The organism is Haloferula sp. BvORR071 (genome assembly GCF_000739615.1).
Taxonomy (GTDB): Bacteria; Verrucomicrobiota; Verrucomicrobiia; order Verrucomicrobiales; family Akkermansiaceae; genus Haloferula.
Genome location: NZ_BATP01000039.1, coordinates 214,079 through 238,191, shown reverse-complemented (window position 1 = coordinate 238,191; position 24,113 = coordinate 214,079). Strand labels below are relative to the sequence as shown.

General features: G+C 61.9%; 22 protein-coding genes. 10 read left to right on the top strand and 12 right to left on the bottom strand.

Annotation, left to right across the window (positions count from 1 at the left end):
• The first annotated feature begins 287 nt into the window (after window positions 1-287).
• Complete coding sequence (locus tag BV071_RS21805) at window positions 288-1,193, top strand: hypothetical protein (RefSeq protein WP_035611759.1); 906 nt, start codon at window positions 288-290, stop codon at window positions 1,191-1,193.
• A gap of 1 nt (window position 1,194) precedes the next feature.
• On the opposite strand, the gene BV071_RS21800 is transcribed toward BV071_RS21805, so the two are convergent.
• Complete coding sequence (locus BV071_RS21800; protein WP_035611757.1) at window positions 1,195-1,911, bottom strand: hypothetical protein; 717 nt, start codon at window positions 1,909-1,911, stop codon at window positions 1,195-1,197.
• Window positions 1,912-2,315: 404 nt separating this feature from the next.
• On the opposite strand from BV071_RS21800, the gene BV071_RS21795 reads away from it, so the two are divergent.
• The 4 genes from BV071_RS21795 (at window position 2,316) to BV071_RS21780 (ending at window position 4,434) form a co-directional block, all read left to right on the top strand.
• Entirely contained in the window at window positions 2,316-2,891 is a 576-nt protein-coding gene (locus tag BV071_RS21795; protein ID WP_052573715.1) for an NUDIX hydrolase, read from the top strand.
• A 312-nt stretch (window positions 2,892-3,203) separates the two neighbouring features.
• The gene (locus tag BV071_RS21790) at window positions 3,204-3,524 is read left to right on the top strand and encodes a metalloregulator ArsR/SmtB family transcription factor (RefSeq protein WP_035611755.1); all 321 of its coding nucleotides are present in this window, start codon (window positions 3,204-3,206) and stop codon (window positions 3,522-3,524) included.
• The gene (locus tag BV071_RS21785) at window positions 3,521-3,973 is read left to right on the top strand and encodes an SRPBCC domain-containing protein (protein WP_052573714.1); all 453 of its coding nucleotides are present in this window, start codon (window positions 3,521-3,523) and stop codon (window positions 3,971-3,973) included. The genes BV071_RS21790 and BV071_RS21785 overlap by 4 nt, the downstream gene beginning before the upstream one ends.
• Entirely contained in the window at window positions 3,970-4,434 is a 465-nt protein-coding gene (locus BV071_RS21780) for an SRPBCC family protein (RefSeq protein WP_035611753.1), read from the top strand. The genes BV071_RS21785 and BV071_RS21780 overlap by 4 nt, the downstream gene beginning before the upstream one ends.
• Window positions 4,435-4,493: 59 nt before the next feature.
• On the opposite strand, the gene BV071_RS21775 is transcribed toward BV071_RS21780, so the two are convergent.
• Window positions 4,494-5,807 carry a PcfJ domain-containing protein gene (locus BV071_RS21775; protein WP_035611751.1) on the bottom strand — a complete coding sequence of 438 codons (1,314 nt, stop codon included), beginning with the start codon at window positions 5,805-5,807 and terminating at the stop codon, window positions 4,494-4,496.
• 250 nt (window positions 5,808-6,057) lie between these two features.
• Here BV071_RS21775 and BV071_RS21770 point away from each other — a divergent pair, with 250 nt between their 5' ends.
• Window positions 6,058-6,408: a ferredoxin gene (locus BV071_RS21770; protein WP_035611912.1), complete on the top strand. Its 351-nt coding sequence runs from the start codon at window positions 6,058-6,060 to the stop codon at window positions 6,406-6,408.
• 287 nt (window positions 6,409-6,695) lie between these two features.
• Here BV071_RS21770 and BV071_RS21765 read toward each other — a convergent pair whose 3' ends face one another.
• The 5 genes from BV071_RS21765 to BV071_RS21745 all read right to left on the bottom strand — a co-directional run bounded on the left by BV071_RS21765 (window position 6,696) and on the right by BV071_RS21745 (window position 14,985).
• Window positions 6,696-8,357 carry a beta-xylosidase gene (locus tag BV071_RS21765; protein ID WP_081886157.1) on the bottom strand — a complete coding sequence of 554 codons (1,662 nt, stop codon included), beginning with the start codon at window positions 8,355-8,357 and terminating at the stop codon, window positions 6,696-6,698.
• A 76-nt stretch (window positions 8,358-8,433) separates the two neighbouring features.
• Complete coding sequence (locus BV071_RS21760) at window positions 8,434-9,411, bottom strand: hypothetical protein (RefSeq protein WP_265594729.1); 978 nt, start codon at window positions 9,409-9,411, stop codon at window positions 8,434-8,436.
• 79 nt (window positions 9,412-9,490) lie between these two features.
• A complete protein-coding gene (locus tag BV071_RS21755; RefSeq protein WP_035611745.1) occupies window positions 9,491-10,939 on the bottom strand; it encodes a DUF1501 domain-containing protein in 1,449 nt (482 codons plus the stop codon).
• Window positions 10,940-10,944: 5 nt separating this feature from the next.
• Window positions 10,945-14,067 carry a DUF1553 domain-containing protein gene (locus tag BV071_RS21750; RefSeq protein WP_075090975.1) on the bottom strand — a complete coding sequence of 1,041 codons (3,123 nt, stop codon included), beginning with the start codon at window positions 14,065-14,067 and terminating at the stop codon, window positions 10,945-10,947.
• Between the two features lie 69 nt (window positions 14,068-14,136).
• The gene (locus BV071_RS21745; RefSeq protein WP_035611743.1) at window positions 14,137-14,985 is read right to left on the bottom strand and encodes an SMP-30/gluconolactonase/LRE family protein; all 849 of its coding nucleotides are present in this window, start codon (window positions 14,983-14,985) and stop codon (window positions 14,137-14,139) included.
• A gap of 59 nt (window positions 14,986-15,044) precedes the next feature.
• Between BV071_RS21745 and BV071_RS21740 the strand changes: the two genes are divergently transcribed.
• Both BV071_RS21740 and BV071_RS21735 read left to right on the top strand, forming a co-directional pair.
• Window positions 15,045-15,848 carry a hypothetical protein gene (locus tag BV071_RS21740; RefSeq protein ID WP_265594728.1) on the top strand — a complete coding sequence of 268 codons (804 nt, stop codon included), beginning with the start codon at window positions 15,045-15,047 and terminating at the stop codon, window positions 15,846-15,848.
• Window positions 15,848-17,014 carry an XRE family transcriptional regulator gene (locus BV071_RS21735; RefSeq protein WP_035611739.1) on the top strand — a complete coding sequence of 389 codons (1,167 nt, stop codon included), beginning with the start codon at window positions 15,848-15,850 and terminating at the stop codon, window positions 17,012-17,014. The genes BV071_RS21740 and BV071_RS21735 overlap by 1 nt, the downstream gene beginning before the upstream one ends.
• An 84-nt stretch (window positions 17,015-17,098) precedes the next feature.
• Here the strand turns inward: BV071_RS21735 and BV071_RS21730 are convergent, their stop codons facing one another.
• A complete protein-coding gene (locus BV071_RS21730; RefSeq protein ID WP_035611908.1) occupies window positions 17,099-18,766 on the bottom strand; it encodes an aspartate aminotransferase family protein in 1,668 nt (555 codons plus the stop codon).
• 223 nt (window positions 18,767-18,989) lie between these two features.
• Here BV071_RS21730 and BV071_RS33435 point away from each other — a divergent pair, with 223 nt between their 5' ends.
• Both BV071_RS33435 and BV071_RS21720 read left to right on the top strand, forming a co-directional pair.
• Window positions 18,990-19,994: an N-acetylmuramoyl-L-alanine amidase gene (locus BV071_RS33435; protein ID WP_052573712.1), complete on the top strand. Its 1,005-nt coding sequence runs from the start codon at window positions 18,990-18,992 to the stop codon at window positions 19,992-19,994.
• Between the two features lie 19 nt (window positions 19,995-20,013).
• Window positions 20,014-20,580 (top strand): hypothetical protein, encoded by a 567-nt coding sequence (locus tag BV071_RS21720; RefSeq protein ID WP_265594726.1) that lies wholly within the window; start codon window positions 20,014-20,016, stop codon window positions 20,578-20,580.
• Window positions 20,581-20,594: 14 nt separating this feature from the next.
• On the opposite strand, the gene map is transcribed toward BV071_RS21720, so the two are convergent.
• The 4 genes from map to rplO all read right to left on the bottom strand — a co-directional run bounded on the left by map (window position 20,595) and on the right by rplO (window position 24,092).
• Window positions 20,595-21,377 (bottom strand): type I methionyl aminopeptidase, encoded by a 783-nt coding sequence (gene map, locus BV071_RS21715; protein WP_035611735.1) that lies wholly within the window; start codon window positions 21,375-21,377, stop codon window positions 20,595-20,597.
• Window positions 21,361-22,023: a nucleoside monophosphate kinase gene (locus BV071_RS21710; RefSeq protein ID WP_075090974.1), complete on the bottom strand. Its 663-nt coding sequence runs from the start codon at window positions 22,021-22,023 to the stop codon at window positions 21,361-21,363. The genes map and BV071_RS21710 overlap by 17 nt, the downstream gene beginning before the upstream one ends.
• Window positions 22,024-22,053: 30 nt before the next feature.
• Window positions 22,054-23,547 (bottom strand): preprotein translocase subunit SecY, encoded by a 1,494-nt coding sequence (secY, locus tag BV071_RS21705; protein ID WP_035611733.1) that lies wholly within the window; start codon window positions 23,545-23,547, stop codon window positions 22,054-22,056.
• A gap of 101 nt (window positions 23,548-23,648) precedes the next feature.
• Window positions 23,649-24,092 (bottom strand): 50S ribosomal protein L15, encoded by a 444-nt coding sequence (gene rplO / locus BV071_RS21700; protein WP_035611732.1) that lies wholly within the window; start codon window positions 24,090-24,092, stop codon window positions 23,649-23,651.
• Between the last annotated feature and the right edge of the window lie 21 nt (window positions 24,093-24,113).

Sequence of the window (24,113 nt, the reverse complement as noted above, 5' to 3'; positions counted from 1 at the left end):
ACGATCTACCCGGATCTCCCGCGCGGTCTCACACAAAAGCGTGGCAGTATCTCCCTGAGCCCGCGGGCCACTGAGCCGATCTTGTCCCGCTAGGAGACGGAATTCCCGGGGTGGTGGAGAAAGGCAGAATTCGAACAGGAGAAAGGCAGGGAGGAGGAAGCCCATGCAGGGTGGATCATCGGGATGGGTTCGTCGCCTTCCATCGAACGAATTCGTCCGCAACAATCACCTCAAACCCGACCAGCGGCCCTTTCCTTTTCCAGGAAGCCGGTGCTAAGGTGCGCGCCATGAATCGGCTGTCCCTGCTGCTCGCCTTGATCGCCCTGCCCTTCGCGGCACGTGCCGACGAATTTTCCGACAAGTTCCAGAAGCTCCGCGAGGCGGGCGACCACGAGGCGATGGTGAAGTTCCTTGCTGAATCGGAGACGGCCCAAGCGGCCAATCCGAACTACTATGCGCTGGCCTCGAACTATTGGTGGCGCTTCGCCGAGCAGCCGAACCTTTCAACCAAGCCCGCGAACAAGGGCGAGCCCTCGATCCGCGATCCGAAGACCGGCGATGAAGTCGGCAGCATCAGCACCAATGCCGATGTCGATCCGAGCCTGCGCAAGAAGGCGCGCGATCTGACGGCGGAGGGCTTCAAGCGCTTCCCACAGCGGCTGGATATCGGCTTCGGCCTGGCACAGGTGCAAGTCAAGACCGGGCAAGAAGCGGCCGCGGTGGAGACCCTGCTGGCGGTTCTCAAGGTCAGCAAGGAGCAGGCCGCGGACTTGAAGTGGAGCGATGACAAGGCGCTGCCGGAGCCAGCGGCCACGATGGTGCCCGAGTCGATCCAAGGCTACAGCGCGCCGCTGCTGGAAGAAGGCAATCCCGAGAGCGAGAAGCTCTGCAAGCAGCTCTGCGAGGCCACCATCGCCGCTTATCCGGAGCACCCGTTTGCCTACAACATCCTCGCGGCGCTGGCCGATGCCAAGGACGACAGTGCCGAGGTGCTGCGCTTGCTGAAGCTGGCGAACTCCAAGGCGCCGAAGGACGCGCTGATCCTGCTGAATCTGGCCGAAGCGCAGCGTGGGGCGAAGCAGGACAAGGAGGCGCTGGCGTCCTACAAGAAGGTGCTGGAGCTGGAGGCGGACGATGAATTGAAGGAAGCGGCGAAGGAAGGGATCAAGGAGCTGGGGGCGGAGAAGAAGTAGCCTAACCGGCCTGCAAGGCGACAATCAGGTCCGCTTGGATGATCTCCGCGTCCGCCTTGCTGCAATTGGCCATGCGGGCGATTTCGGGAACGGTCATGCCACCATGCTTTTTCCGGAAGCCTTGCGTAACCCTCTGCAGGTTGAATTCAGCCGTATAGAGTTCTTCCAGTGATTCCATGCGGCGCGGCGTACGACCGGCACTTCGGGAGCACCAGTCTTCCACGTGACGACGGTGTGCTTCGAGTTGGTCTGCCACCGAAGTCTGCGGCGGCACAAAGAGCCGGCTCTCGTGAGGCGGCGTATCCAGCAGCGAGGACGGCGCAACGATGGTGGTGGTGACACTGGTACCGTCCGAGAAGAAGCTCTGGCACTCCCTAACCTTGGAGAGCCGCCACTGGCCCGTGAAAAGGAGCAAGAGAAGCTTCTGCCAGAGAGGTGGCTTGGTGTGATAAACGGCAATTCCGGCGAGTCCATCCGGCGTCAGGAGCGCCCGGATGAAACAGCGCATCTGGTCGCTCGCGGTCGGGGTGCTGCCAACGAAATGGTAGTCCCCTAACAAGTGACAACCCGCGTCTTCAAAGGCCTGCTGCTGCTCCGCATACCAACGATGGTCTTGCTTGGGATAAAGCTGCTTCCCGTCGCAGGCGGCAGGCCGGTGATCCGCCTGGCCTATCAATTGACGACACTGGGGCAAAATCGCTTTAGCACGGGGATCCATATTATCTTGATATCATGATTAAATTTAACTCGGGGCTTTTTGTAAAGCCTCTTCCCGGTTGTCTGCATTGAGGGCGGATCGCGGGTGAATCATTCGTTAACTTGCCTGAAATAAAATTTACCAGCGCGCTCGGGGACACGTCGATTGTCTCTCTTCAGCGTCGACTCCGGCAATCCAGCTTGCTCCTTCAAGCTCTCATCGAGTTGGCTCAGGGAGATGTATTCGCTCCCGGGCGGAAAAAAGTGGCTCGGCATGGAGGCCGAATCGAGACCCAACTACGGGGAGGCCACCCGCCTTGAGTGCTGGACCACGGGGACTGCCGAGCCAGCCCGGTAACCCTGACAAGCTCCGTCAGTTTCGGGGCGTATCCTTGCCTTTCCGCTCGCTCCCGCCAGCTTCCCGGCATGCATCGCCAGCCGCTGCTTGACCAGCTCGCCGTTTATCGCGGATCCCATCTGTCTGAACTGGAGACCGTTGACCGCTTCATCGCCTTCGTGGAGCGTTGTCCGGATTGCTTCGAGCGATCGCTGTTGGAAGGGCATGTGACGGGCTCGGCGTGGATCGTGGATGACAGCGGCGTGAAGGTGCTGCTGACCCATCACCGCAAGCTGGATTGCTGGCTGCAGCTCGGCGGGCATGCTGACGGCGATCCGGATGTATTGGCGGTGGCGCTGAAGGAGGCACGGGAGGAGTCCGGGCTTGAGGATTTTGAGATGCCGGATTCGCGGATCTTCGACCTGGATATCCACCGGATTCCGGAGCGCAAGGGGGTGCCGGAGCATTGGCACTACGACATCCGCTACGTGCTGCATGCGACGGGAAGTACGGCATATACCGTAAGCGAAGAGTCGCATGATTTGCGCTGGGTGACACTGGATGAATTGCCGGAATTGACGACGGATGAATCGATGCTGCGGATGCTCGAGAAATGGCGGGCGAAAATCGGGGCTCGGTCAGATTTTCCGGTCGCTGCAGAGTAGCCGAGGGACGGGAAGATCTGGCGATTCACAAAACGCCCCCAGCATGAGGCGTCCCGTTGGGACGCGATCCGTGGGGCGGCCATACCCGGCACTTCGTTCCTCGTGCCGGGCTATTATGAGCCGTCCCGTTGGGACGAAGAAGCGGGAGGCATCCCGTTGGGGCGCGATTCATGGGGCGGCCATACCCGGCACTTCGTTCCTCGTGCCGGGCTATTATGAACCGTCCCGTTGGGACGAAGAAGCGGGAGACCCCCGGGCGGTGCAAAATTGCCGATTGACATGCAACCATTTGGTTGCCTATTATCACCCCAGATGGACGAAGTCTTCAAAGCTCTGGCGGACGAAAGCCGGCGGGCCTTGCTGGACCGGCTCCATGCCCGCAACGGACAGACGCTCGGCGAGCTGTGCGACGGGCTCGACATGACGCGCCAGGCGGTGACGAAGCACCTCGGGATCCTCGAGGGGGCGAACCTCGTCGCCACGGTGCGCCGCGGCCGGGAGAAGCTGCATTACCTCAATCCAGTGCCGATCCATGAGATCGGGGTTCGCTGGATCGGGAAATTCGAAGTGCAGCGACTCGACGCCTTAGCCGAATTAAAACGCAACCTCGAACAAGACCATCAAGCACCATGAGCGCCCCGAAACTCGTCTACGTCAGCCAGATCCGCACCACTCCCGCGAAGCTGTGGGAAGCCCTCACCAACAACGAATTCATCCGCCAGTATTGGTTCGGCAGCGAGAACCACTCCACCTGGAAGGAGGGCGATCCGATCGAAGGCCTGAGCGATGAAGGCCAACTCGAATGGAAGGGCACGATCCTGAAGAGCGTGCCGGAAAGCGAAGTCGTCTTCAGCTTCGATCACCTCGCGGAGGAGCCGCCCTCGCGCGTCACCTTCAAGATCGATCCGCAGGCCGCGGGCATGGTGCAGCTCACCATCACCCACGATGAATTCCAGGAAGTCAGCCCGATCCGCGACCGCGTGAAGAACGGTTGGCCGAAGATCGTGGAGGGCATCAAGTCCTTGCTGGAGACCGGCACGGTCACCCAGCAGCCGAGCACCTGCAAAACCGCCACGGCATGAATGCGCCCAAGCTTGTCTATGTCACCCTGATCCGAACCACGCCTGCCAAGCTGTGGCAGGCGCTGACGGATCCGGAGTTCATCCGGCAGTATTGGTTCGGCCACAGCCTCACTTCCACCTGGAAGGAAGGAGAGGTGATTGAAAGCCGCTCGCCGCAGGGTGAACTCGATTGGCAGGGCAGGATCTTGAAGAGCATCCCTGAGCAGGAAGTCGTCTTCACCACCGATCATCGTACCGAGGAGCCGCCCTCCAAGGTGAGCTTCAAGATTGAGCGCCTCGGCACAGGCACCTTCCCCCAGGGTGATGCGGTCCAGCTCACGGTGATCCATGAAGACTTCCCCGAAGTCAGCAAGATCCGCGAGGGCGTTTCCCTCGGCTGGCCCGCGATCCTCAGCAGCCTGAAGTCGCTGCTGGAGACCGGCAAGTCGCTGGAGCTGGGATGGCGCAGCGATGCAGCTTGAAGAGTTCATGGGATGCCGTCTTCACAGGGCTCCGTGTGAAGACGGCCACATGACTCACGCTAGACCGCGACCTTGAGTTGGTTGCGCTCCGCCCAGATACGGATCAGGTTACGCTCGAAGGGATCCGGAGGACGATTCCAGCGACCGCGCACCTGCACCACCCGGCGTGTGGCCGGGTGCACCTCGATCGTGAGACGCGGAATCATTCTGCCAGGCTCCATCTCGAGGGGATACTGGGACAGGCTGAAGACCGCCGAGTTTCCCTTGGAGCAGCGCCGCCAATAGCGCCCGACACAGTGCCGCATGTAAGCCGCCTCTGTCAGGAGACGGACATGCGAGCACTGCTCCGAGATGGTCCAGCGGGAAGGCGTGCCAGCCGGGCTCACGCGGAGGATCTCGAAGGAAGCGACTTCGTCCATGGGTGACCATCTGGCGGTGCCGATGTGGTTCAATTCCGCGCGCAAGCCGGCATGGCGCATGTCCGCATGACGGAAGGGAATGCCGCAAGCGCGCGCGTAATCGTAGATCTTTTTCCAGTGGCGGTGGCAGTGATCCCTGAGCTCGGACAAGGGCAAGTTCAGCAGGATATTCACGTGATTCGTCCGGGATCGGGCGAGCAGTTCGCGGATCAGATCCGAGATCATTCCGAAGTCGCGGGGATCAAAGGCGGGATCCGCGGATACTTTCTCTAACAAACGAGACCACTCTTCCCCGTGGCCGAGGTCCTTCACCATCCGGCTTTGCAGCACCTCTGCCACGAGGTCCGCGCTGGCGCTCCATGAGTGGAGTTGGCCCCAGCGCAGCGCCTGGTGGATATCGAGGTGCTCCGGAGCCTGCATGGCATGGTGCAGGGCCCGGCGGGTGATGGCCTGTGGCATCTTCTCCGCCGTGCGCAGGCTCTTGCCCTTGCCGACGTGCAGGTACCACCTGCGCTCAGGGATGAGGATACAGCCCGGCAAGAGCCAGACCGAATCGAGGAATTGGGGGATCGGCCATTCGGCGAAGAGATGGCGCAAGAGGCCGCGCCACTGGGTCACGGGATCATCGTCCGGTGATGGATGCCAGTCTTCCGGATCGTACAGCCATGAGCGGGAGTATCCGCACAGGCGGACCAGCGCAGGGACAATCTGGTTCTGAAGCGGATGAGGTTCCGAGAACAGGCGGCTACGCTCCGCGATGATCGGAAGCAGGCTCTGGCACCAAGGCCGGAAGAGATCCGCCAGCGGGTTGCTGAGGCGGAAGGTACGGTTGAGGGCCCGGCAAGCACGCCGGAAGTAGGGGTTGCGGATCGCAGACGCGGTCCATGGCTTGCCAGCGATGATGGTGGCGAAGACAGACGCGTCTGAGCCCGCACGAAATGCGCGAGAGGTCATGGAAACACAAGGAGTCGAAATGGCACAAGGCGACCCGACAGCCTGGAAGGAGGCAGCGGATCAGCACTTGGCCCGGCTGCTCAAACAGCAGGCAGGGCCCCGGCCGGTGCCCGCATCAAGCGGCACCGGCAGTCGACTCACGAATGGTAAGAGGCCATCAACATGACGCCCTCACGCCCGCAGAAATCAATCCGATTCCTCACAGGCATTGCTCGACTTGGCGGATCACATCTGGATCGATGCCCCGCGCATGGGCAACGATGCAGAACTGGAAGCCGCCGCACGGGCCGCAGGAGTAGGCCGCGGGGAGAAGCACATCTTCCTCTGCGCGGATGCCAGCAAGCCGAAGTGCTGCGATCCCGCGGTGGGCCTGGTGTCGTGGGAGTTTCTGAAGAAGCGCTTGGGGGAACTGGGGCAAGGCGGGCCGTTGATCTTGAGGACGAAGGCGGATTGCTTGCGCGTGTGCGTGCGCGGGCCCATTGCCGTGGTTTATCCGGATGGGGTGTGGTACCACTCTTGCACGCCGGAGGTGCTAGAGCGGGTGGTGACGGAGCACTTGTTAGAGGGACGAGTGGTGGAGGAGTTCAGGTTGCGGGGGTGAGGCGCGAGCTCCCGGCCTCCCTTCAGGAGGCGTATCTTTCTTCGTGAACGAACCCAGGGTTGCGCGCGCTATCGCTTGCTTACCCTGGGCTGTCTCCTGGCCGCCCCTTCGGGGCTTTTGAGTCGTGAACGAACCCAGGGTTGCGCGCGCTATCGCTTGCTTACCCTGGGCTGTCTCCCGGCCGCCCCTTCGGGGCTTTTGAATCGTGAACGGGCCTAAGGCTGCACGCTATCGCTTGCTTAGCTGGGCTGTCTCCCGGCCGATCCTTCGGGGGCTCTTGAATTTTGTCACTTCCACTCCAGCTCCAGCAGGGTCACGCCTTGGCGCGGGAGGGTGACGAGAGCGAGGGAATGATCCCCTTCTTCCACGTAGCGCGGCTCCTCCTTGATCTCGGCGAGCTTGCAGGCCTCTTCCAGTTGCGCGATCTGGTCGGCGGTGGGTTGCTGGGGTGAGCCCATGGCCTGCCAGGCGGTGAAGGAGTTCGAATGCGTCTCGTCGACGAGGTAGCGCTTGATGGTTGGCAGGCCTTTCGGCGCGCCGACGAGATCGAGGCGGACCTCGGCATCCGGGCCGCGCAGATCGTCATCGTGATAGTGCCAGACCAGCACGGTCATCTTCTTGCCCTTCATCGCCGCGAGCGCGGAGACGTCGGGCTTGCCGCGCACGCCGGAGCGCAGCATATCCGGCAGGGATACCGCGCCATCGCTCTCCACGGGCAAGCGCATGCCTTCCATTTTCGAAAACATCCGGAAGACATTCAGCACCGGCTTGTCGATGCCATTGGTCGCAAGCGAACGGAAGCCGGCGAAGTAGGGCTGATCCTCGAACTCGAAGGCCCAGGTGACCGCGCCTTCGAGATTCACGCCGTGCTTGTCCGCAAGGTCGAGCTTCCGCGGGAAGACGGCCGCAGTGTAGCTGGAGTACATCGTGCCATTGCGGTAGGCAAGGTTCGGACCTTGGCAGGCCGCGCAGCCTTCCGGGTCGGACTCCCCGATCACGATCGGCGTGCTCTTGTATTCCGGGTAGCGCGCGATCACCGAGAAAGCGGCATCGATATCGCGGAGCTGATTCGAGATGCCCATCTGCACCCGGCCATCCACATCCTTCGGCTGGCCCTTGGCGTGGAAGGAAATGAAGTCCGTAGGCGTGCCAGTCTCACCGCTCGCCAGGTTCTTGCCCTTCGAGGTGTGATCCAGGAAGGCCTTCAGGAAATCGCCACCGGCACCGCCCGCAAGATCGGGTCCACCGACCTTGGCCCCGGGGATCGCCCGCCGCACCGCGCGCACCGCGTGGTCGTGCAGCTTGAAGAACTCCTCCCGGCTGCCGCGCCAGTAGCCGATGTTCGGTTCGTTCCAGGTTTCCCAGTACCAGTTCAGCACCTCTTCCTTGCCGTATTTCTCGGCCGAGTGCTTCGCCCATTGATAGACCAGCTCTTCCCACTTCGCCCAGTCCTTCGGGGGATAGGCCCAGCCGGTGTAGATCTCGTCGTACTTCGCCTTGGGCGTCCAGTGGTGACGGTAAGGTTCCGGCTTCACGGACAGTGCCTCCGGCATGAAGCCGATCTGCACGTAGGGCCGCACGCCGCGGGTCAGTCCGGCGTCGAAAATGCGGTCGACGATGGTCCAGTCATAGACCGGGTTGCCTTGGGCATCTTCGGTATAGGCATTGGTCGAGCCCCACTTGAGAGCCGGAGTGCCATCGCCGGTCACCAGCAGGCTGTGCGTGCGGAAGAAAACTTCCTTCGGCTTCATCTCACCGAGATGCCCGAGCAGCTCGCTGCCGTGCTTCATGTAGGTGTAGTTCGGCTCGTCCGCGCCGAAGAAGCGCCAGATCGGCTTGAGTTCGCCAGCCGGCCGCGCGGCGTCGACACGGATGGTGACAGGAAAGGATTCCGCCATGGCGGGCCCGGCCAGGAGGAGCGGCAGAAGCGCGAGGGTTTTGGAACTCATCCCTTCCACCATGATTCGCGGACGGATTTCCCGCTAGTAGGGAATCACGTCGCAATCGTCCTAGCCCGAGGAAGCGTCACGCCGAGGCGTCCTGCATCGGCGGTGGGGCTGGCGGCGGCACATTCGGGGCCGGCGGCTTCACCCAGGCGGGAGCCTTCGGTGTGGCATCCGCATAGATCGCCACCAAGGTCATGCCGATCAGGCCGACGAAGCCGGCGTGCAGCGCAGTCATCGCGGTGGCCATGCCCACCACGAAGGGCGTGAAGACCAGCAAGCCCACCACCATGTAGCTGGGCTTCACCTCGTAGGCATGGACCACCAGACGCAGCCGCGAGCGCGCCAGTGAGAGCCCGAGGGTCACGTAGCAGATTGTGCCCGCAAGCGCGTTGAGATTGAAAAAGAGGCCAGCACCTGAGGTCACCCCGCCAGCTCCGGCGATCGGAATCCCGCAGCCGAGGGCAGCGGAACCGATGAACAGCGCCATCACACCGATCCGCGCCAAGAGGCCCCTGAAGGACGAGGCACCGATCGCCCCCGCGCACATCATTGCGGCAATCCCCACCACACTGGCGGAGCATGCCATCTCGCGGATCACTTCGATCGCGCCGACATTGTAGCGCACGATCACATAGGGCAGCAGCGAGATGAAGGTCAGCAGAGAGAGGCCGAAGAGCGTGATGAACTTGCCGCGCACCACCTTCCAGCGACTCAGCTTGGTCAGCAGCAGCAGCTCGTGGTTGCCCTCGTCCAGCTCCTGCCCCATCAGGACGAGACCGCCCAGCGGCATGATGATCGCGCAGATCACGGTGACCACCTTCCAGAAAGGGCCCGACTCCCACAGCAGGGCCACGTTCAGCATCCCCGTGTATTTCTCATACGGGTAGCCGCCGTCCCCCTGGAACTCGATCAGCAGCGCCACGATGGCGAAAAGGTGGATCCCGATGAAGGGATAGACGAAGCTTCCGCGGCGCATGTTCTGCCGCAGCTCCTTCACCAGCATCGCCCCGAAGCGATCGGGAAGATCATCCTTCACGTTTTCCACGGCTGCCATCATTTGCGCAGCCAGCATCCGGCGCAAGCCGGAAGCGGCGGCGAAGGGCGCGTGAAATTCCGGCGAAATGCGCCCGCTCAGCTCAGGTCAGCAGGGGCTTGACCACGGTCCCGGCCACGTCGGTCAGGCGGAAGTAGCGGCCCTGGAACTTGTAGACCAGCTTCTCGTGCTCGATCCCCATCAGGTGGAGCATTGTGGCGTGCAGGTCGTGCACGTGCACGCCGCCATCCACAATGTTGTAACCGTAGTCGTCGGTGGTGCCGTGGGTGAATCCGGCCTTCACCCCTGCCCCGGCAAGCCAAATGCTGAAGCAGCGCGGGTGATGATCGCGGCCGTAGTTGTTGCCGCTCATTTTCCCCTGGCAGTAGGCGGTGCGGCCGAACTCCCCGCCCCAGACCACCAGGGTGTCCTCCAGCAGGCCGCGGCGCTTGAGGTCCATGACCAGCGCCGCGGAGGCCTGGTCAGTCTGCTTGCACTGGCGGGTGATGCCGCCCACCACGTCACCGTGCTGGTCCCAGCCCTGGTGGAAAAGCTGCACGAAGCGGACGTCGCGCTCGATCAGGCGGCGGGCGAGCAGGCAGTTCGCGGCGTAGGTGCCGGGCGTCCGCGAGTCGGGCCCGTAGAGGTCGAAGGTTTCCGCGGATTCATCCGAGAGATCGGTGGCATCCGGCACGCTGGTCTGCATGCGAAAGGCCATCTCCGCCTGCGCAATGCGGGCATCGATCTCCGGGTCGAGCTCATGCGCAGCCTGGTCGCGGTTGAGCCTGCCCAAGGCGTCCAACATTCCGCGCCGGATGTGCGGCGAGACGCCTTCAGGATTGGTCAGGTAGAGCACTGGCTCCTTGCCCGAGCGGAATTGCACGCCCTGGTGTTCGCTCGGCAGGAAGCCGGAGCCCCACAGGCGGGTGTAGAGCGGCTGGTCGCGGCTGGCGTTCTTGGACACCAGCACGATGAAGGCGGGCAGATTGTCATTGAGGCTGCCCAGACCGTAGGAGGCCCAGGCTCCCATCGATGGGCGCCCCGGGATCTGGTTGCCGGAGCAGAAGAAGGTGATCGCGGGATCGTGGTTGATCGCCTCGGTGTGCATGGTGCGGATCACGCAGAGCTCATCGGCGATTTTCTGGGTGAAGGGCAGCGTGTCGCAGATCTCCATCCCGCTGCGGCCGTGCTTGGAGAAGTCGGCGAAGGAGCCAGCCATCGGCAGGATGCTCTGGTTGCCGCTCATCGTCGACAGGCGCTGATTGCCGATCACCTCTTTCGGCAGCGCCTTGCCATGCCCCTGCCGCAGCAGAGGCTTGTAGTCGAAGGTCTCCAGGTGCGAGGGACCGCCCGCCTGGAAGAGGTAGATGACCCGCTTGACCTTGGCGAAATGATGGGGCGCGCCAAGAATGCCACCCGTCGAAGCCGCGGCGGAGCCGGTGCCTAACAGATTCGACAAGGCCATAGCCCCGAGGCCGAGGCCGGTGCTGCCGAGGAAGTGGCGGCGGGTCAGGCCCATCAATTGATCGTAGCTGGGACGAATCGGCTTCATGGCGCTTAGCGGTTGGTGATGGCGGCGTCCGAGGTGAGCAAGGTGGAGCAAACGATGGCGAGTGCGGCGAGCGAAGGATCTTCCTTGCCGCAGACCTTGGCCGCGGCGGGCAGGTCCTTTTCGTACTCCGCCTTTTGGGAGGCATGGAGTTCGTCGATCGCCTCCCGCTCGGCGGGCCGTGGTGGCCGGCCTGTTAGAATGACGAAGGCGCGCTCGCACTGCTTCGCGGCATCCTCGCCCGGGACATCCTTCACGCAGCGCTCCGCCAGTTTGCGGGCACAGTCGAAGAAGCTCATGTCGTTCAGGAAAATCAGCGGCTGCAGGGGGGTGTTGGTGGTGAGCCGCCGCGCTTGGCAAATCTCGCGACTGCCAGCATCCAGAGTGATCAGCGAGGGCGGCGGCGCGGTGCGCTTGCGGTAGGTGTAGAGGCTGCGGCGATAGAGCCCGTCCCCCTTGTCCGGAGTGTAGTCGCCACCGGAGGCTCCGGCTTCCGACCAGACTCCCGCCGGTTGCCAGGGCTTCGCACTCGGGCCGCCGACCTTCTCCACCAGCAGGCCCGCCGCGAAGAGCGCCTGGTCGCGGATCGCTTCGCCCGACAAGCGGTAGGCCGGGCCGTGCGCCAGCAAACGATTCGCCGGATCGCGCTCGAGTTTTTCCGGGCTGTTAGACGAGGCTTGGCGGAAGGTCGCGCTCGTCACCATGCGCTTGAGCAGCTTCTTCACGTCCCAGCCGGAGGCCACGAAGTCGTGCGACAAGGTATCGAGCAACTCGGGGTGGCTCGGCGCATCGCCCTGCAGGCCGAAGTTCTCCTGGGTCGGCACGATGCCACTGCCGAAGCACATCATCCAGAAGCGGTTCACTGCGACACGGGACACCAGCGGGTTCGCGGGATCGGTCATCCACCGAGCGAGGCCCAGGCGGTTGTGCGGGGCATCGGCGGGGAAAGGCATCACCGCAGTCGGCGGCGAGGGCTGCACTGGCTTCGTCAGATCGGGCGAGGCGTAGTCACCGCGGGTCAGCACGTAGAACTGCTTCGGCACCGGGCTCTCGTGCATCACCATGATCAGCGGGATGTGATCGATGTAGTTGTCGTAGAGGTTCTTCGTCGCGGCCAATACCGCCGCGCGCGCCGCGATCATCTCGGGATCGACGTGCTTGAGGTAGTACTCGCGGATCCCGGCTTTGACGGTAACGTCACCGGCCTTGGCCGCTTGCAAGGCAGCCTCAAGCGGTGAGCCGAAAAGAGAAGCGACCTCCACCGGGACCAGTTCATCACGGAAGACGGATATCTCATCGATCTGTCCTTGGGCGAAGCCGCGGTCATCGCGTGGCCGGGCACCGAGGCGGAAGACATCCTTGGCGATCGGCTTATCGAGTTGGTCGGTGACCACCGCGGTCGTCGCCAGCTTACCATCGAAATACATCTTGAGCCCGGCGGCGCGCGAAGAGCCGTCGTAGGTCACCGTGACCTGCACCCACTTGCCGACCGGGAACGGCTCGCTGGCTTCGATCGATGCCGCGCAGCCCGGCCACAGGTGGATGCAGCTCCAGCGCAGCTTGCCCTTCTCCAAGAGCAACTCGAAGCCCGAGGCATCCGCCGCCTGCGAATACATCTCCGGACCGCTGTGCAGGATCACCGCGCGGTCCTTCACATCCGGGCTGAACACGCGCAGTGAAACCGTGAGCGGATCATGGCGGGTCACGCCGGAAATCCCATCGAGTTGCAGCACGGTATCGCCATCGAACTCCACCGCGTCTCCCGGCACCGGCTTCAAGTGCCCGCCGGACTCCTTGGCCGGCTTGCCATCCGGCACGAGATTCGCGAGCGGGCTGGCGGCATCGAGCGGGTACTGCCCGGCACGCGGCGGCAGGGCGATCGTAGAAGTCGCAGCCAGCCAAGTCTCGAACGCGGCTTCGCGGCTGGCGGGCAACTCGCGGAGCTGTTTCTCCGCAGCCTCAAGCACCGCGCGGCGCTTTGCGATCTCCGGCCCATGTTCCGGCTTCTGCAAGTGCATCGAAGGCTCCGGCGCGCTAGTCGAGATCGAGAAGGGATAGAGCCCGCATTCATCGATCTGCCCGAACATCGACGCCATGCTGTAGTAGTCCTTCTGCGGCAGCGGGTCATACTTGTGATCGTGGCACTTCGCACACTCCAAGGTCAGCCCCAGAAATGCCGTGCCGAAGGTGTGGACGCGGTCCGAGACATTCTCCTGGCGGAACTCGGCCTCGATCGAGCCGCCCTCCTGGGTCTGCCGATGCAGACGGTTGAACATCGTCGCCAGCTTCTGGTCCTGGGTGGCGTCCGGCAGCAGGTCGCCGGCAATCTGCCAAGTCGCGAACTGATCGTAGGAGAGGTTCGAGTTGAAGGCGTTGATCACCCAGTCGCGCCAAGGCCAGACGAAGCACTCCAGATCCGATTGGTAGCCGTAGGTGTCGGCGAAGCGCGAAACATCCAGCCAGTCCTGCGCCAAGCGCTCGCCATAGCGCGGCGAGGCCAGCAAGGCATCCACCTGCTTCTCATAGGCGTCCGGTGAGGTATCCGCGATAAAGGCCTGGATTTGCTCCGGCGAGGGCGGCAGGCCATTCAGCGTGAGCGAAACCCGGCGCAGTAGGGTCGCGCGATCCGCCTCGGGATTCGGGGCCAGCTTCTCGTCCTCGAGCTTCCCGAGGACAAAGCGGTCGATGTCGTCCTTGCACCAGCCGGCATTCTTCACCGCGGGCAGCTCGTGCTGCTTCGGCGTAACGAAAGCCCAATGCGGTTCGTAGACCGCGCCTTGCGCGATCCAGCGGACCAGAATGTCCCGCTCGGCATCCGTCAGCGGCCGGTTGAGCTTGGCCGGCGGCATGATCTGCTCCGGATCGTGCGAACGGATCCGGGCGACCATCGCGCTCGCCTTGAGATCGCCGGGCACGATCGCCCGCGCGCCGCTCTCCAGCTTGGCGCTCGCGCCCTCGGGGGTATCGAGGCGCAGCCCGCCTTCCCTGCCCTTGTTCGCATCCGGCCCGTGGCAACCGAAACAGCGGTCGGAAAGGATCGGCCGGACCTCGAAGGCAAAGGAGACCGGGCGTTCAGCTGCCAAACAGCCGCCGCCGATCAAAAGCGCAGGAATTACCACGAATCGTGACATGATTCTCCCCGTTTTTACCACTCTGAATGAGCGGACATTTCAAGGGAATCACCGATTCACCCAAAGCGGCTACCCTGCAAAGGCATGCGCAGGAATGCCGGAAACCCCGAGGCCCCGAATCACAAAAAGCCGCCCGGCGTCTTCCTCGACCTCGCTCTTGTGGATCCCCGTGGTGACGTAGAGATCCGCCAGATCCGGGCCGCCGAAGGCACAGGCCGTGGTCTCCAAGCAGGGCAGGTCGATCTTCTGCAGCTCCTCCCCGCTCTCCGGGCAGAAGCGCGCCACGCAGGCCCCGTGACAGAAGGCGATCCAGAGCTTGCCCTCGGCGTCGATGGTCATGCCATCCGGCGACCACTCGTAGTGGGCCGTGGAAACCACGCTGCGCAGGTTGGTCAAATGTCCCGCCTCATAGTCGAAGGCGAGGACCTCCTTCCGCGGTGTGTCGATGTAGTAAACCGTGCGGCCATCCGCGCTCCAGATGATGCCGTTCGAGTTTGTCACCGGGCCGAAGACCTCGTGGACCGTGAGGTCCGGGTCCAGGCGGTAGAGCCGCGCATCGCCGGTCTTCTTCACCAGGCTAATCGTGCCGGCGAAGAAGCGGCCGTCCGGTGAGCACTTGCCGTCGTTGAAGCGATTGTCCGGCTTCTTATCCGGCTCCGGATCGGCGATCCGGTGCAGCTTGCCGTCCTCATCGAGGAAGATGAAGCCATTGTCTCCGGCGATCACGAAGCCGCCGGCCTCACGCGGCACTACCGTGCCGACCCGCTCGCCGACTTCCCAAATCTTCTCCTCGCCGGTGGCGGGGTTGAAGCGGATCACCCGGTGGTTCTCGATGTCCACATAGAGGAGGGCATCACTCCACCACAAGGGGCCTTCGCCCCACTTCGCCCGGTAGCTGCCAACGGTTTCGATCGTCACGCCCCGAAGCTAGGAGCGCAGGCCTGCGAGGAAAAGGGAAAGCCGAAGCATGCCCACGCGTGTTGCAAGCTATGGTGTCGTTACCCCGAAGAGCTCAAAAAGAAAAATTCCACGGGTTATTTTATCACGAAGGAAACTCACGCAATATTTTTATCGCCAAACGAATTTCGCCGCGTAGGATGCCTTCCGAAATGATGGAGGACACTAATGCGCCAATATTGGCCAACGACATCGCTCTCCGCTTCCCGGAAGGGTTTTGGGCAGAGTTCGGGCGATTGGCTACCGGAGCCTACTTTAATGCGGACCGGAACACGAGGTTTGACCCAGAGATCGGCACCGCGGACCGCAAATCCGACCGCGGCCACCGGCGGCGTTCCTACATGAACAATGCGATGAGGAAGCTGGAGGAGATCTGGCCCGAGCAAGTGAAGGCACGAGACGTGTGCATGGGGCAGGAGAACGGCTCTAACAATCACGTCGAGGTCGCCGTGGACAAGTACGTCCTCACCCACCACCACCTCACGGGCGTGCGGATTCTTCCCGACGACAGTAAGTATTTGGACCAGAACACCGGGTTGAATGAGGAACTCGAACAACGGGAACTGATCCCCCTGCGCGAATACATGCCACAGCAGGAATTCGAAAAGCCATTCAACCTCTTAGTGCTTCATCGCGAAGATCCTGAAGCGCCGGCCGAGATCGGGGAGGTGGAACTCGTTTTCGCCAAAGGGCGCAAGCGGCTTGCCACATTTCTTCTTAAAGATATTGCTCGGATTCAGGCGCGGCTCGCGGAGCTGAGCCCCGAAGAATTGTGGGACTTCAAGTTCAAGCACGAAGAAGCCAAGCGACGTCACATTGCCTAATGAATCAGGGTCTGGACAACTTCAGCGGCGACAGGCTTGCCCAAGCAATGGAGTTTCGCATGGTCAGCAATGGGCTGCTGGCTGAGCGCCTCAATGTCGCGCCGTCGACCATCACAAAATATCTGAATGGCGACAACAAACCAGTCGCGGAGAATTTTGTTAGACTCTATCAAAGCCTGGGGTTCCCCCCTTCATTTTTTACCACTCCTCCAGTTGTCCCGCACGCGAATGAAGGCGAAAAACTCTGGAGATCCTTGGCAAGCGCCAAAAGGCTAGCTCGCTTGCGGGGTGAGGTGGCGCTCGACTGGCAGTACGAACTGTGGACACATTTCAATAGCATATTTGACCTTCCAAAGTTCGACCTAGGCGATTTTCAAATAAAGAGCGGCGACTACACCTCGATATCGTATCAGAAAATCGAGGATATCGCCATGCAGATTCGGCAGCACTGGGGTGCGGGGCAGCAGCCTTTGAAAAACCTCGTGCGCAGCATGGAGCGATCGGGAATCGTGGTTAACGCGGTCAATCTTATGGCTGAAAAGCTCGACGCCGTTTCCACCATTAGAGAGGGAACCCCTTACGTCTTGCTCAACTCCTTTGAGCACTCAGCGGCAAGGACAAGGTTTGATGCTGCACACGAACTTGGACATATTTTACTTCATTCGGGGGTTGGCGGGCAGGCGCTGAAGAAAGACGGGTTCGCAATTTTGGAAGATCAAGCCCACTATTTCGCCTCGGCACTTCTACTGCCGGCGGAAAGCTTTTTGCGGGATCTTTGGGCACCGACGATGAAATGCTTTGAGGAACTCAAGGCTAAATGGATTGTGTCCATTCAGGCCATGATGCGCCGCGCTTTGGAGCTAAATGCCATCACTGAATCGCAATATAGCTATCTCAATATTGCCATAAGCAGGAAGAACTGGCGGCGAGTTGAACCTCTCGATGATTCCATCAAGGTCGAGTCGCCTAAACTTTTCGCTAAATGTTTGGAGAAGCTGGAAAAGGAAAAGGGCGTCAACCGCTTGGAGACACTAGAGGCGTTGCGCCTCCCCTCGGATGTGGCCGAGCAGATTTTTGCTGTAGAGCGCGGATTCTTTGAATGCGGAGCCGACGAGCGCCAATCCAACGTGTTGGAATTTCTTCCCCGGGCGGCAACTGACAACTGAACGACTCGCGCCCTTCTGCATTGAAGGCAAAAAAAGGTACGGCTTGCGTAGTACTTTCATCTTTCCTCGGTACTCGGATTCACACTATCCGTGCAGCCGCGCCAGGAAGGCATCGATGTGCTCGCGGTCGGTGTAGGGATTCATAAAGACGGCCTTCTCACCTGGCAGAGGTTCCCAGCGGTCGGTGGCGTCGTAGTCGGTGTGCATGGCGAACTCGACCCAGTTGGTGTAGAGGCCGCGCTTGCCGCGGCGCAGGAAGACCTCGCGGTGGTAGGCATTGTTCTGTTGCACGCGGCGGCGGTAGGCGGGATCGGCGGAGAGCGCCTTGTCGCGTTCGAACTCCGCTGCCGGATCGCTTACCCGCGCAGGATCGTAGAGGCGGAAGGCCACCGAGGGCCCGTGGTTCTCCGGCGCGATCACGAAGGCACCCGGCGATATCGCCAGGCGCTGGCGCATGTAGTTCGCGTTCTGCAGGGTATTCGCGATCAGGATCCGGTAGCCGCTCTTGCCGAGATACTGCATGGCCGAGTAAGCGCCGAAGAGGCCCGCCGCGCCGCGCGAACACTCGATCGTGCTCTGCAGGTGGGTCTGCCCCTGGATGTCCTTTTCGAAATAGGAGAAGTTCTCGGGATCGTGCTCCAGCGCCTTCATCGAGTCACGGTGCTTCACCATCACCAGACTGGAGGTATAGGGCACGTAGCCCCACTTCTGGAAATCCACGGTGAAGGAGTCCGCATAGCGCAGTTCGCGAAAGCGCTCCACGGTGCGGAGCAGGCCTTCCAGGGTGATCTCATCAATCTCAAGCGGGTTCGCGGCGAAGTCGTAATCGAGGAAGAAGATCAGCGGCCAGCCGACCGCGGCATCCACATGGATGTGCGGCGGAGTCGTAACCCCGAAGCGCTCGCACAGCCGCAGCGAGAGATCATGCACCGGCTTCACCCGGTCCACGCCGAAGGTGTCCGTGGTGCCCATGGTCAACATGATCGTCGGTACCACACAGCCGAGGCGGAAGCAGGCGGTGAGCTGGCTTTCCAGATCGACGAGGTCGATGTCGTTCGCTTCCGTGAGCTGAATGCGGATCGTCTTCTTGGCCAGATTGACGCCGAGCAGGGAGAGATTCGTGGTATTCGAATAGTGGCCGCCCTGTGAATTGATCATCCGGTAGTCCTGGCCGTATTCGAGCCCGAGCTGCAGGGACTCTGGCATGGTCTTGCGGATCCCGAAGAGGTAGCCGTAGAGGTTACAAAAGGTGCCTCCCTGGGTGAAGATGCCGGTGGCATCCTCCGGATCGTAGCCGACGAGATTCGCGATCTGGCGGATCACGGTTTTCTCAAGCTCATCCGCCATCTCGCAGTACTCGCGGTACACCAGATTCGGATTCGCCAGGATGCCGAGCATCGCGCCGTGGATGGCAGGGTCGCAGGACGCGGTGATCACGTTCTCCACGCTCGCTGGATCTTCCCAGGCCTTGGAGAGAGCGGCGGCGAAGACCAGCCGCTCGTGTGGTGAACCCGGCACGATCCCCTCCTCCGGCATCTGCCGTTCAGCCCGCAGAGCTCCGAGCAAGTCGGTGCCGCCCGGGTAACTGCACAAGCGCTCGGCCGGGGTCACATGCTGGCCGCGTAGCTCGATCACCCGCGCCAGCGAGGGATCGCGGAAGACCGGCCAAAGATCGGGATTGCGGGAGAAGTAGCGCTCGCGCACTAGCTCCAGATGACGGCGGAAGACCGGCGAAGCTGCCACCGGCGGCATGGGAAGGATCGCATTCACGTGGGTTAGCCCCCAGCTTGCCATGGCCGTCTTGACCCGAACCGCCATCCCGGAGCCTCAATCGGGCCAAATGCACGGGCGCCAGCCATCTAACTGGACCCCATTTCGCGGAAATCGGATTTGTCATTCAGGCGTGAACCCGGTAGGGAATATGCCCAATCCACCCGGGATTGATCGACCAATCTTACCCGGGACCCACCCGCCCATGTTGCTTCGCGTCGCCAAATTGCAGCTCATCGTTGCCGTTCTGATCTGGTTCGGGGTGATCGCCCCGGCGGCAGCACAGTGGGATACCAAGACCATCGAGGGCCGCGACTATGTGGCCGTGGATGGCATGAAGAGCTTCTACGGCTTCGACACCGTCGCCAGGTCCGGCAACGACGTGATCCTGGAGAACAAGAAGGTGAAGATGCGCCTGCACGTGGGTGCCCAGGAGTGCCTGATGAACGGCGTGAAATTCGTCTTCAGCTACAAGGTGGAAGAGATCGGCGGCAAGGCATGGGTATCGCGCATCGATCTCTCGAAGCTCATCGATCCGGTGCTGCGCCCGAGCTACATCGACAATGCCGGGAACTTCCGCACGGTGATCCTGGATGCTGGCCACGGCGGCAAGGACCCGGGAGCCACCAATGCCCTGAGCACCGAGGCCACCTACAACCTGCAAGTCGCCGAGCGGGTGCAGAAGCTGCTCGAAAGCCGCGGCTACAAGGTGGTCATGACTCGCGACAGCAACCGCTACCTCACCCTGCAGGAGCGCGTGGACGTGGCGAACAATGTGAAGGACAACGCGATCTTCATCTCGATCCACCACAATTCCGGCGGCAGCGCTGCCCGCGGGATCGAGACCTTTACGCTCTCCCCGATCGGCGTGGCCCACTACGGCCGCGGCCTGAATCAAAGCGACTATCAGGAGCGCGCCGGCAACAGCCACGACTCCGCCAATGTGGCGCTGGCCACTGCCGTGCATGGCTGCATGTCCCGCCGCCTCGGCACCAACACTTTCGACCGTGGTATCAAGCGCGCCCGTTTCAGCGTGCTCACCGGCGTCCAGCATCCCTCGATTCTCGTCGAGTGCGGCTTCATGACGCATCCCTACGAAGCCCGTCTGATCCACACTGAGGCCTACCGCACCGCCGTGGTCAGCGCCATCGGCGAGGCCGTCGAGCGCTACCGCAAGGCAGTCTCGATGAAGCCGGTGACGAAGGAGTAAGGCTCAAAACCTGGACTGCTTGCGGCTTGCCGCAGCCTTCCGCTGGAGGCTTGCCGACAGCGAGATAAGCCAAGGTAACGAGAAATCGTCACCCGCTCGGCAAGCCATCGCGGAGAAAGGCGTTGGCAAGCCTTCGCAGTCCAAGTTCGCGGCTCACAGCCCGACACCCCCCAATCCAAGCCCCATGATACTCGAAGGCATCGTGACCGAGGTTGAGGTCGACAGCTGCTACCTTCTCGTTGAAATCGCAGTCGAAGGGAAACGGTGGCGATTCTCAGCGGGTTTCTCTCCGCAGGATTCCCGATTTCGCGTCGGATGCGAATCGACTGTAGAACTTGCGGTAGATTCGGTGGTCTCGCTTGAGAGACTAGAGCATCCGCCTGATCAGTTAGCTGACATCTGCCAGCACAAAGGCATATCGGTCGAAGCAGTGGGTCGGGTTTCTAAGGTGCTTTCCCAAGATGAGATTGCAGTAGAGATCGCGAAATTTGGAGAGATCGAAGTCAGCTTGGAATACTACTCTGACATCCAGATCAATGAATGGGTCCGATTTAGCGGATGTCTCTCAGCAAAGCTGGACCCATAGCAGCCTCCGACGCCTCACAAGCCCGGCACACCCCGCGGCCGCCAAGTCAGCAGCTCGGGCTCGCCATCGGTCACCAGCACGGTGTGCTCGAAGTGCGAGGAGGGCTTGCCATCGGTAGTGACGACGGTCCAGCCGTCGTCCAAGATCCGGATCGAGGCGGTGCCGGCATTCACCATCGGTTCGATCGCGAGGATCATTCCGGGCTGCAGGATCGGGCTCTTGCCCTGGGGACGGTAGTTCGGCACCTGCGGCTCCTCGTGGAGATCGCGGCCGACGCCGTGGCCGACGAATTCACGCACCACGGTAAAGCCGAGCGGCTTCACATACTCCTCCACCGCGCCGCAAAGATCCGCCAAGCGCTCGCCGGAGCGGGCGTGGTCGATCGCGGCAAAAAGCGATTCTTCCGTGGCGATCAAAAGCCGCCGGGTTTCATCCGGGATGGCACCCACCGCGACAGTGATCGCGTTGTCACCAATCCAGCCGGCCTTAACGATGCCGACGTCCAGCTTCACCACGTCTCCGGGCTGAATCTTGCGCGGACCGCCGATGCCGTGGACGATTTCCTCGTTTACGGAAATGCAGATCTGGCCCTTGAAGCCGCGATAGCCGAGGAAGGCGCTTTTGCAGTCGCTCTCCTTCATCAGCTCCTTTGCGAGCTGGTCGATCTCCAGCGTGGTCTTGCCGGGCTCAACCGCCTTGACCAGATCCATCAGGATCTTGCTGGCCGTCTCCCCCGCCGCACGCATGCGCGTGATCTCGTGGGGAGTCTTGATCTTGATCTTATGCCGCCTGGCCATGGGAAATCAGGGATTTGACTAAATCCAGCAAGCGCTTGGCGACAACCCCGGGGTCCGGGGTGGCGTCGAAGCGGTGGAGGAGCCCGGCCTGCTCGTAACGGAGAACCACCGGCAAGGTGTTCTCCTGATACTCAGCCAGACGCGAGCGGAAATTGGATGGGGTATCGTCAGCGCGCGGCACGGCCACGCCGCCACAATCCGGGCAACGGCCAGCGCCGTTCAAATCCTCGGGGCGCCCGGACCAGCGGCACTCCGGACATTCGAGGCGATTGCTGACACGGATCAGCAGCTCATCCGGAGGCACTTCCAAGGCAATCGCGGCGTCGAGCCGCAGCTCGCGGGCAGCCAGCCAAGCATCCAGGAAGTCCGCTTGGGCGACGCTGCGCGGGAAACCGTCGAGGACCCAGCCGCCCTGCTGGTGCTCCAGCCAATCGGCCATGATCGGCCACATCAGCGAATCCGGCAGGTATTCGCCGCGGGCGAGGATTGGCTCGGCCTGCTTGCCGAGCTCGGTGCCCTCTTCAACTGCAGAACGCAGGAGGGCACCAGTGCCGATGTAGGAAAGGCCCAGCTCTTCCGCCAATCGCCGCCCCTGTGTTCCCTTGCCCGATGCGGGCGGTCCGAGAAGCACAAGACGCGGCGACATAATAGCGAAGGCCGGGCGATCCGGAGGCGGTTACTTGGCGACCCAAGCCGCCGCAGCCACCACCACGATCAGGCCGATCACCGCCCAGAGATACACCAGTGCGGTGCTGGAGGCGGCATTCCCGGTCTGGGCGAGGCGGTCGTAGCGACCCTTGATCTTACCCTTGCGCAGGAAGCCATCGTAGTGGCGCTGGAGCAGGTGGGTCTCCACCTGGCGCATTACATCGAGGACCACACCCACAAGGATCAGCAAGCTGGTGCCGCCGAAGAACTGAATGATCATCGAGCCCGGTGGCAATTTGACCAAGTGGCTCACGGTGGCCGGCAGGATGAAGATCAGGGTCAGGAAGATGGCACCCGCAAAGGTCAGGCGGGTCATCGTGAAGTCGAGGAAGTCAGCGGTCGGCTTGCCAGGACGGACGCCCGGGATGTAGCCGCCGTTGCGCTTCAGGTCTTCCGAGATCTGGGACGGCTGGAACATGGTGGCCACCCAGAAGTAGGAGAAGAAGAAGATGAAGATCGCACCGAGGACGTAATACCAGGTGCCGCCGGGGTTGAGCTGGGTCTGCAGCTTGACCGCCCACGGAGCGCCCTTGGCGAACCAGGTGATCATCATGGTCGGCAGCGACAGGATCGCCGTGGCGAAGATGATCGGCATCACGCCCGCGTAGTTGACCTTGAGCGGCAGATACTGGGTCTGGCCGCCGAATTGCTTCCGGCCGACGACACGTTTCGCATACTGCACCGCAATCCGGCGCTGGGCCTGGGTAATGGCGATAGTGCCAGCGATCACCAGAATCAGCATGGCGATCATGATCACCAGCATGATCGATTTGAAGGTGTCCGCATTGTCGCCGGTCACGAAGAACTTCCAAGTCTGCACCAGCGCACCCGGCAGGGCCGAGATGATGTTCACGCTGATGATGATGGAGGTGCCGTTACCGATGCCGCGTTCCGTCATCTGGTCACCGATCCACATCAGGAGCAGGGTGCCAGCCACCACGGTGATGACCGTAGTCGCATACCAGATCATGTCCGGACTCGGGACCAGAGTCCCGAAGGTCTTTTCATCGTCGATCCCCTTCATGTAGAAGAGCATCTCAGGATTAGCGAGCGCGCGGGCGGCGAAGTATCCCTGCACCACCGCGATCGCGATGGTGATGTAGCGGGTGTACTGGGTGATCTTCTGGCGGCCGTTGTCCTCACGGGCAAGACGCGCAAGCTTCGGCACCACCGCCGTCATGAGCTGCACCATGATCGATGCCGAGATATACGGCATGATCCCGAGGGCGAAGATACCCGCGTGCTGGAGGCCACCACCCGCGAAGATGGTAAGCATCGCACCGAAGGCATTTCCGCCATCCTGCTTGGAGGCGTGGTCCATCCACTTCTCGATAACCCCGGCATCAACACCCGGCAGGGTGATGTGCACGCCGAGACGCACGATAATGATCATGGCGAGGGTGAACAGAATCCTGTCACGGAGTTCCGGCACCTTCCAAGTGTTCGCGAAAGCGGAGATCATGAGAAAACGGAGTGCAAAAAGCGACGGGTTTGTAAACACGGAGAGGAAGCGTGCAAGCGCTTCCTCACCGGAGAACCGTCATTTGGCGTTGGAACAAGACATCAGGCTTGGACGCTGCCGCCGGCCTTTTCGACCTTTTCCTTGGCGGAGGCGCTGAAGGTGCCCACGGCGAAGGTCAGCTTCTTGCTGATTTCGCCCTGGCCGAGCACCTTGATCACTTCGCAATCGCGGTTGATGAGGCCCGCCTTGCGCAGGGACTCTTCGGTGACGGTGTCGCCATCATTGAAGGCCTTGTCGATCTGGGCGAGGTTCACCACTTCAACCTTGGTCTTGAAGTTGATGTTGTTGAAGCCGCGCTTGGGCAAGCGACGGTGAAGGGGCATCTGGCCACCTTCGAAACCGACGCGGGTGCCGCTGCCGGAGCGAGCCTTCTGGCCCTTGTTGCCCTTACAGGAGGTCTTGCCGTGGCCGGAGCTTTCGCCGCAGCCGAGGCGCTTGACCCGGTGCTTGGCACCCTTGTTCGGCGCGAGTGTGTGAAGTTTCATATTCGACGTTCGATGTTGGAC

Coding starts and splice junctions, on each gene's coding strand:
- BV071_RS21805 (WP_035611759.1), top strand. CDS start 288: ATGAATCGGCTGTCCCTGCTGCTCGCCTTGATCGCCCTGCCCTTCGCG.
- BV071_RS21800 (WP_035611757.1), bottom strand. CDS start 1,911: ATGGATCCCCGTGCTAAAGCGATTTTGCCCCAGTGTCGTCAATTGATA.
- BV071_RS21795 (WP_052573715.1), top strand. CDS start 2,316: ATGCATCGCCAGCCGCTGCTTGACCAGCTCGCCGTTTATCGCGGATCC.
- BV071_RS21790 (WP_035611755.1), top strand. CDS start 3,204: ATGGACGAAGTCTTCAAAGCTCTGGCGGACGAAAGCCGGCGGGCCTTG.
- BV071_RS21785 (WP_052573714.1), top strand. CDS start 3,521: ATGAGCGCCCCGAAACTCGTCTACGTCAGCCAGATCCGCACCACTCCC.
- BV071_RS21780 (WP_035611753.1), top strand. CDS start 3,970: ATGAATGCGCCCAAGCTTGTCTATGTCACCCTGATCCGAACCACGCCT.
- BV071_RS21775 (WP_035611751.1), bottom strand. CDS start 5,807: ATGACCTCTCGCGCATTTCGTGCGGGCTCAGACGCGTCTGTCTTCGCC.
- BV071_RS21770 (WP_035611912.1), top strand. CDS start 6,058: ATGGGCAACGATGCAGAACTGGAAGCCGCCGCACGGGCCGCAGGAGTA.
- BV071_RS21765 (WP_081886157.1), bottom strand. CDS start 8,357: ATGAGTTCCAAAACCCTCGCGCTTCTGCCGCTCCTCCTGGCCGGGCCC.
- BV071_RS21760 (WP_265594729.1), bottom strand. CDS start 9,411: ATGATGGCAGCCGTGGAAAACGTGAAGGATGATCTTCCCGATCGCTTC.
- BV071_RS21755 (WP_035611745.1), bottom strand. CDS start 10,939: ATGAAGCCGATTCGTCCCAGCTACGATCAATTGATGGGCCTGACCCGC.
- BV071_RS21750 (WP_075090975.1), bottom strand. CDS start 14,067: ATGTCACGATTCGTGGTAATTCCTGCGCTTTTGATCGGCGGCGGCTGT.
- BV071_RS21735 (WP_035611739.1), top strand. CDS start 15,848: ATGAATCAGGGTCTGGACAACTTCAGCGGCGACAGGCTTGCCCAAGCA.
- BV071_RS21730 (WP_035611908.1), bottom strand. CDS start 18,766: ATGCCGCCGGTGGCAGCTTCGCCGGTCTTCCGCCGTCATCTGGAGCTA.
- BV071_RS33435 (WP_052573712.1), top strand. CDS start 18,990: ATGTTGCTTCGCGTCGCCAAATTGCAGCTCATCGTTGCCGTTCTGATC.
- map (WP_035611735.1), bottom strand. CDS start 21,377: ATGGCCAGGCGGCATAAGATCAAGATCAAGACTCCCCACGAGATCACG.
- BV071_RS21710 (WP_075090974.1), bottom strand. CDS start 22,023: ATGTCGCCGCGTCTTGTGCTTCTCGGACCGCCCGCATCGGGCAAGGGA.
- secY (WP_035611733.1), bottom strand. CDS start 23,547: ATGATCTCCGCTTTCGCGAACACTTGGAAGGTGCCGGAACTCCGTGAC.
- rplO (WP_035611732.1), bottom strand. CDS start 24,092: ATGAAACTTCACACACTCGCGCCGAACAAGGGTGCCAAGCACCGGGTC.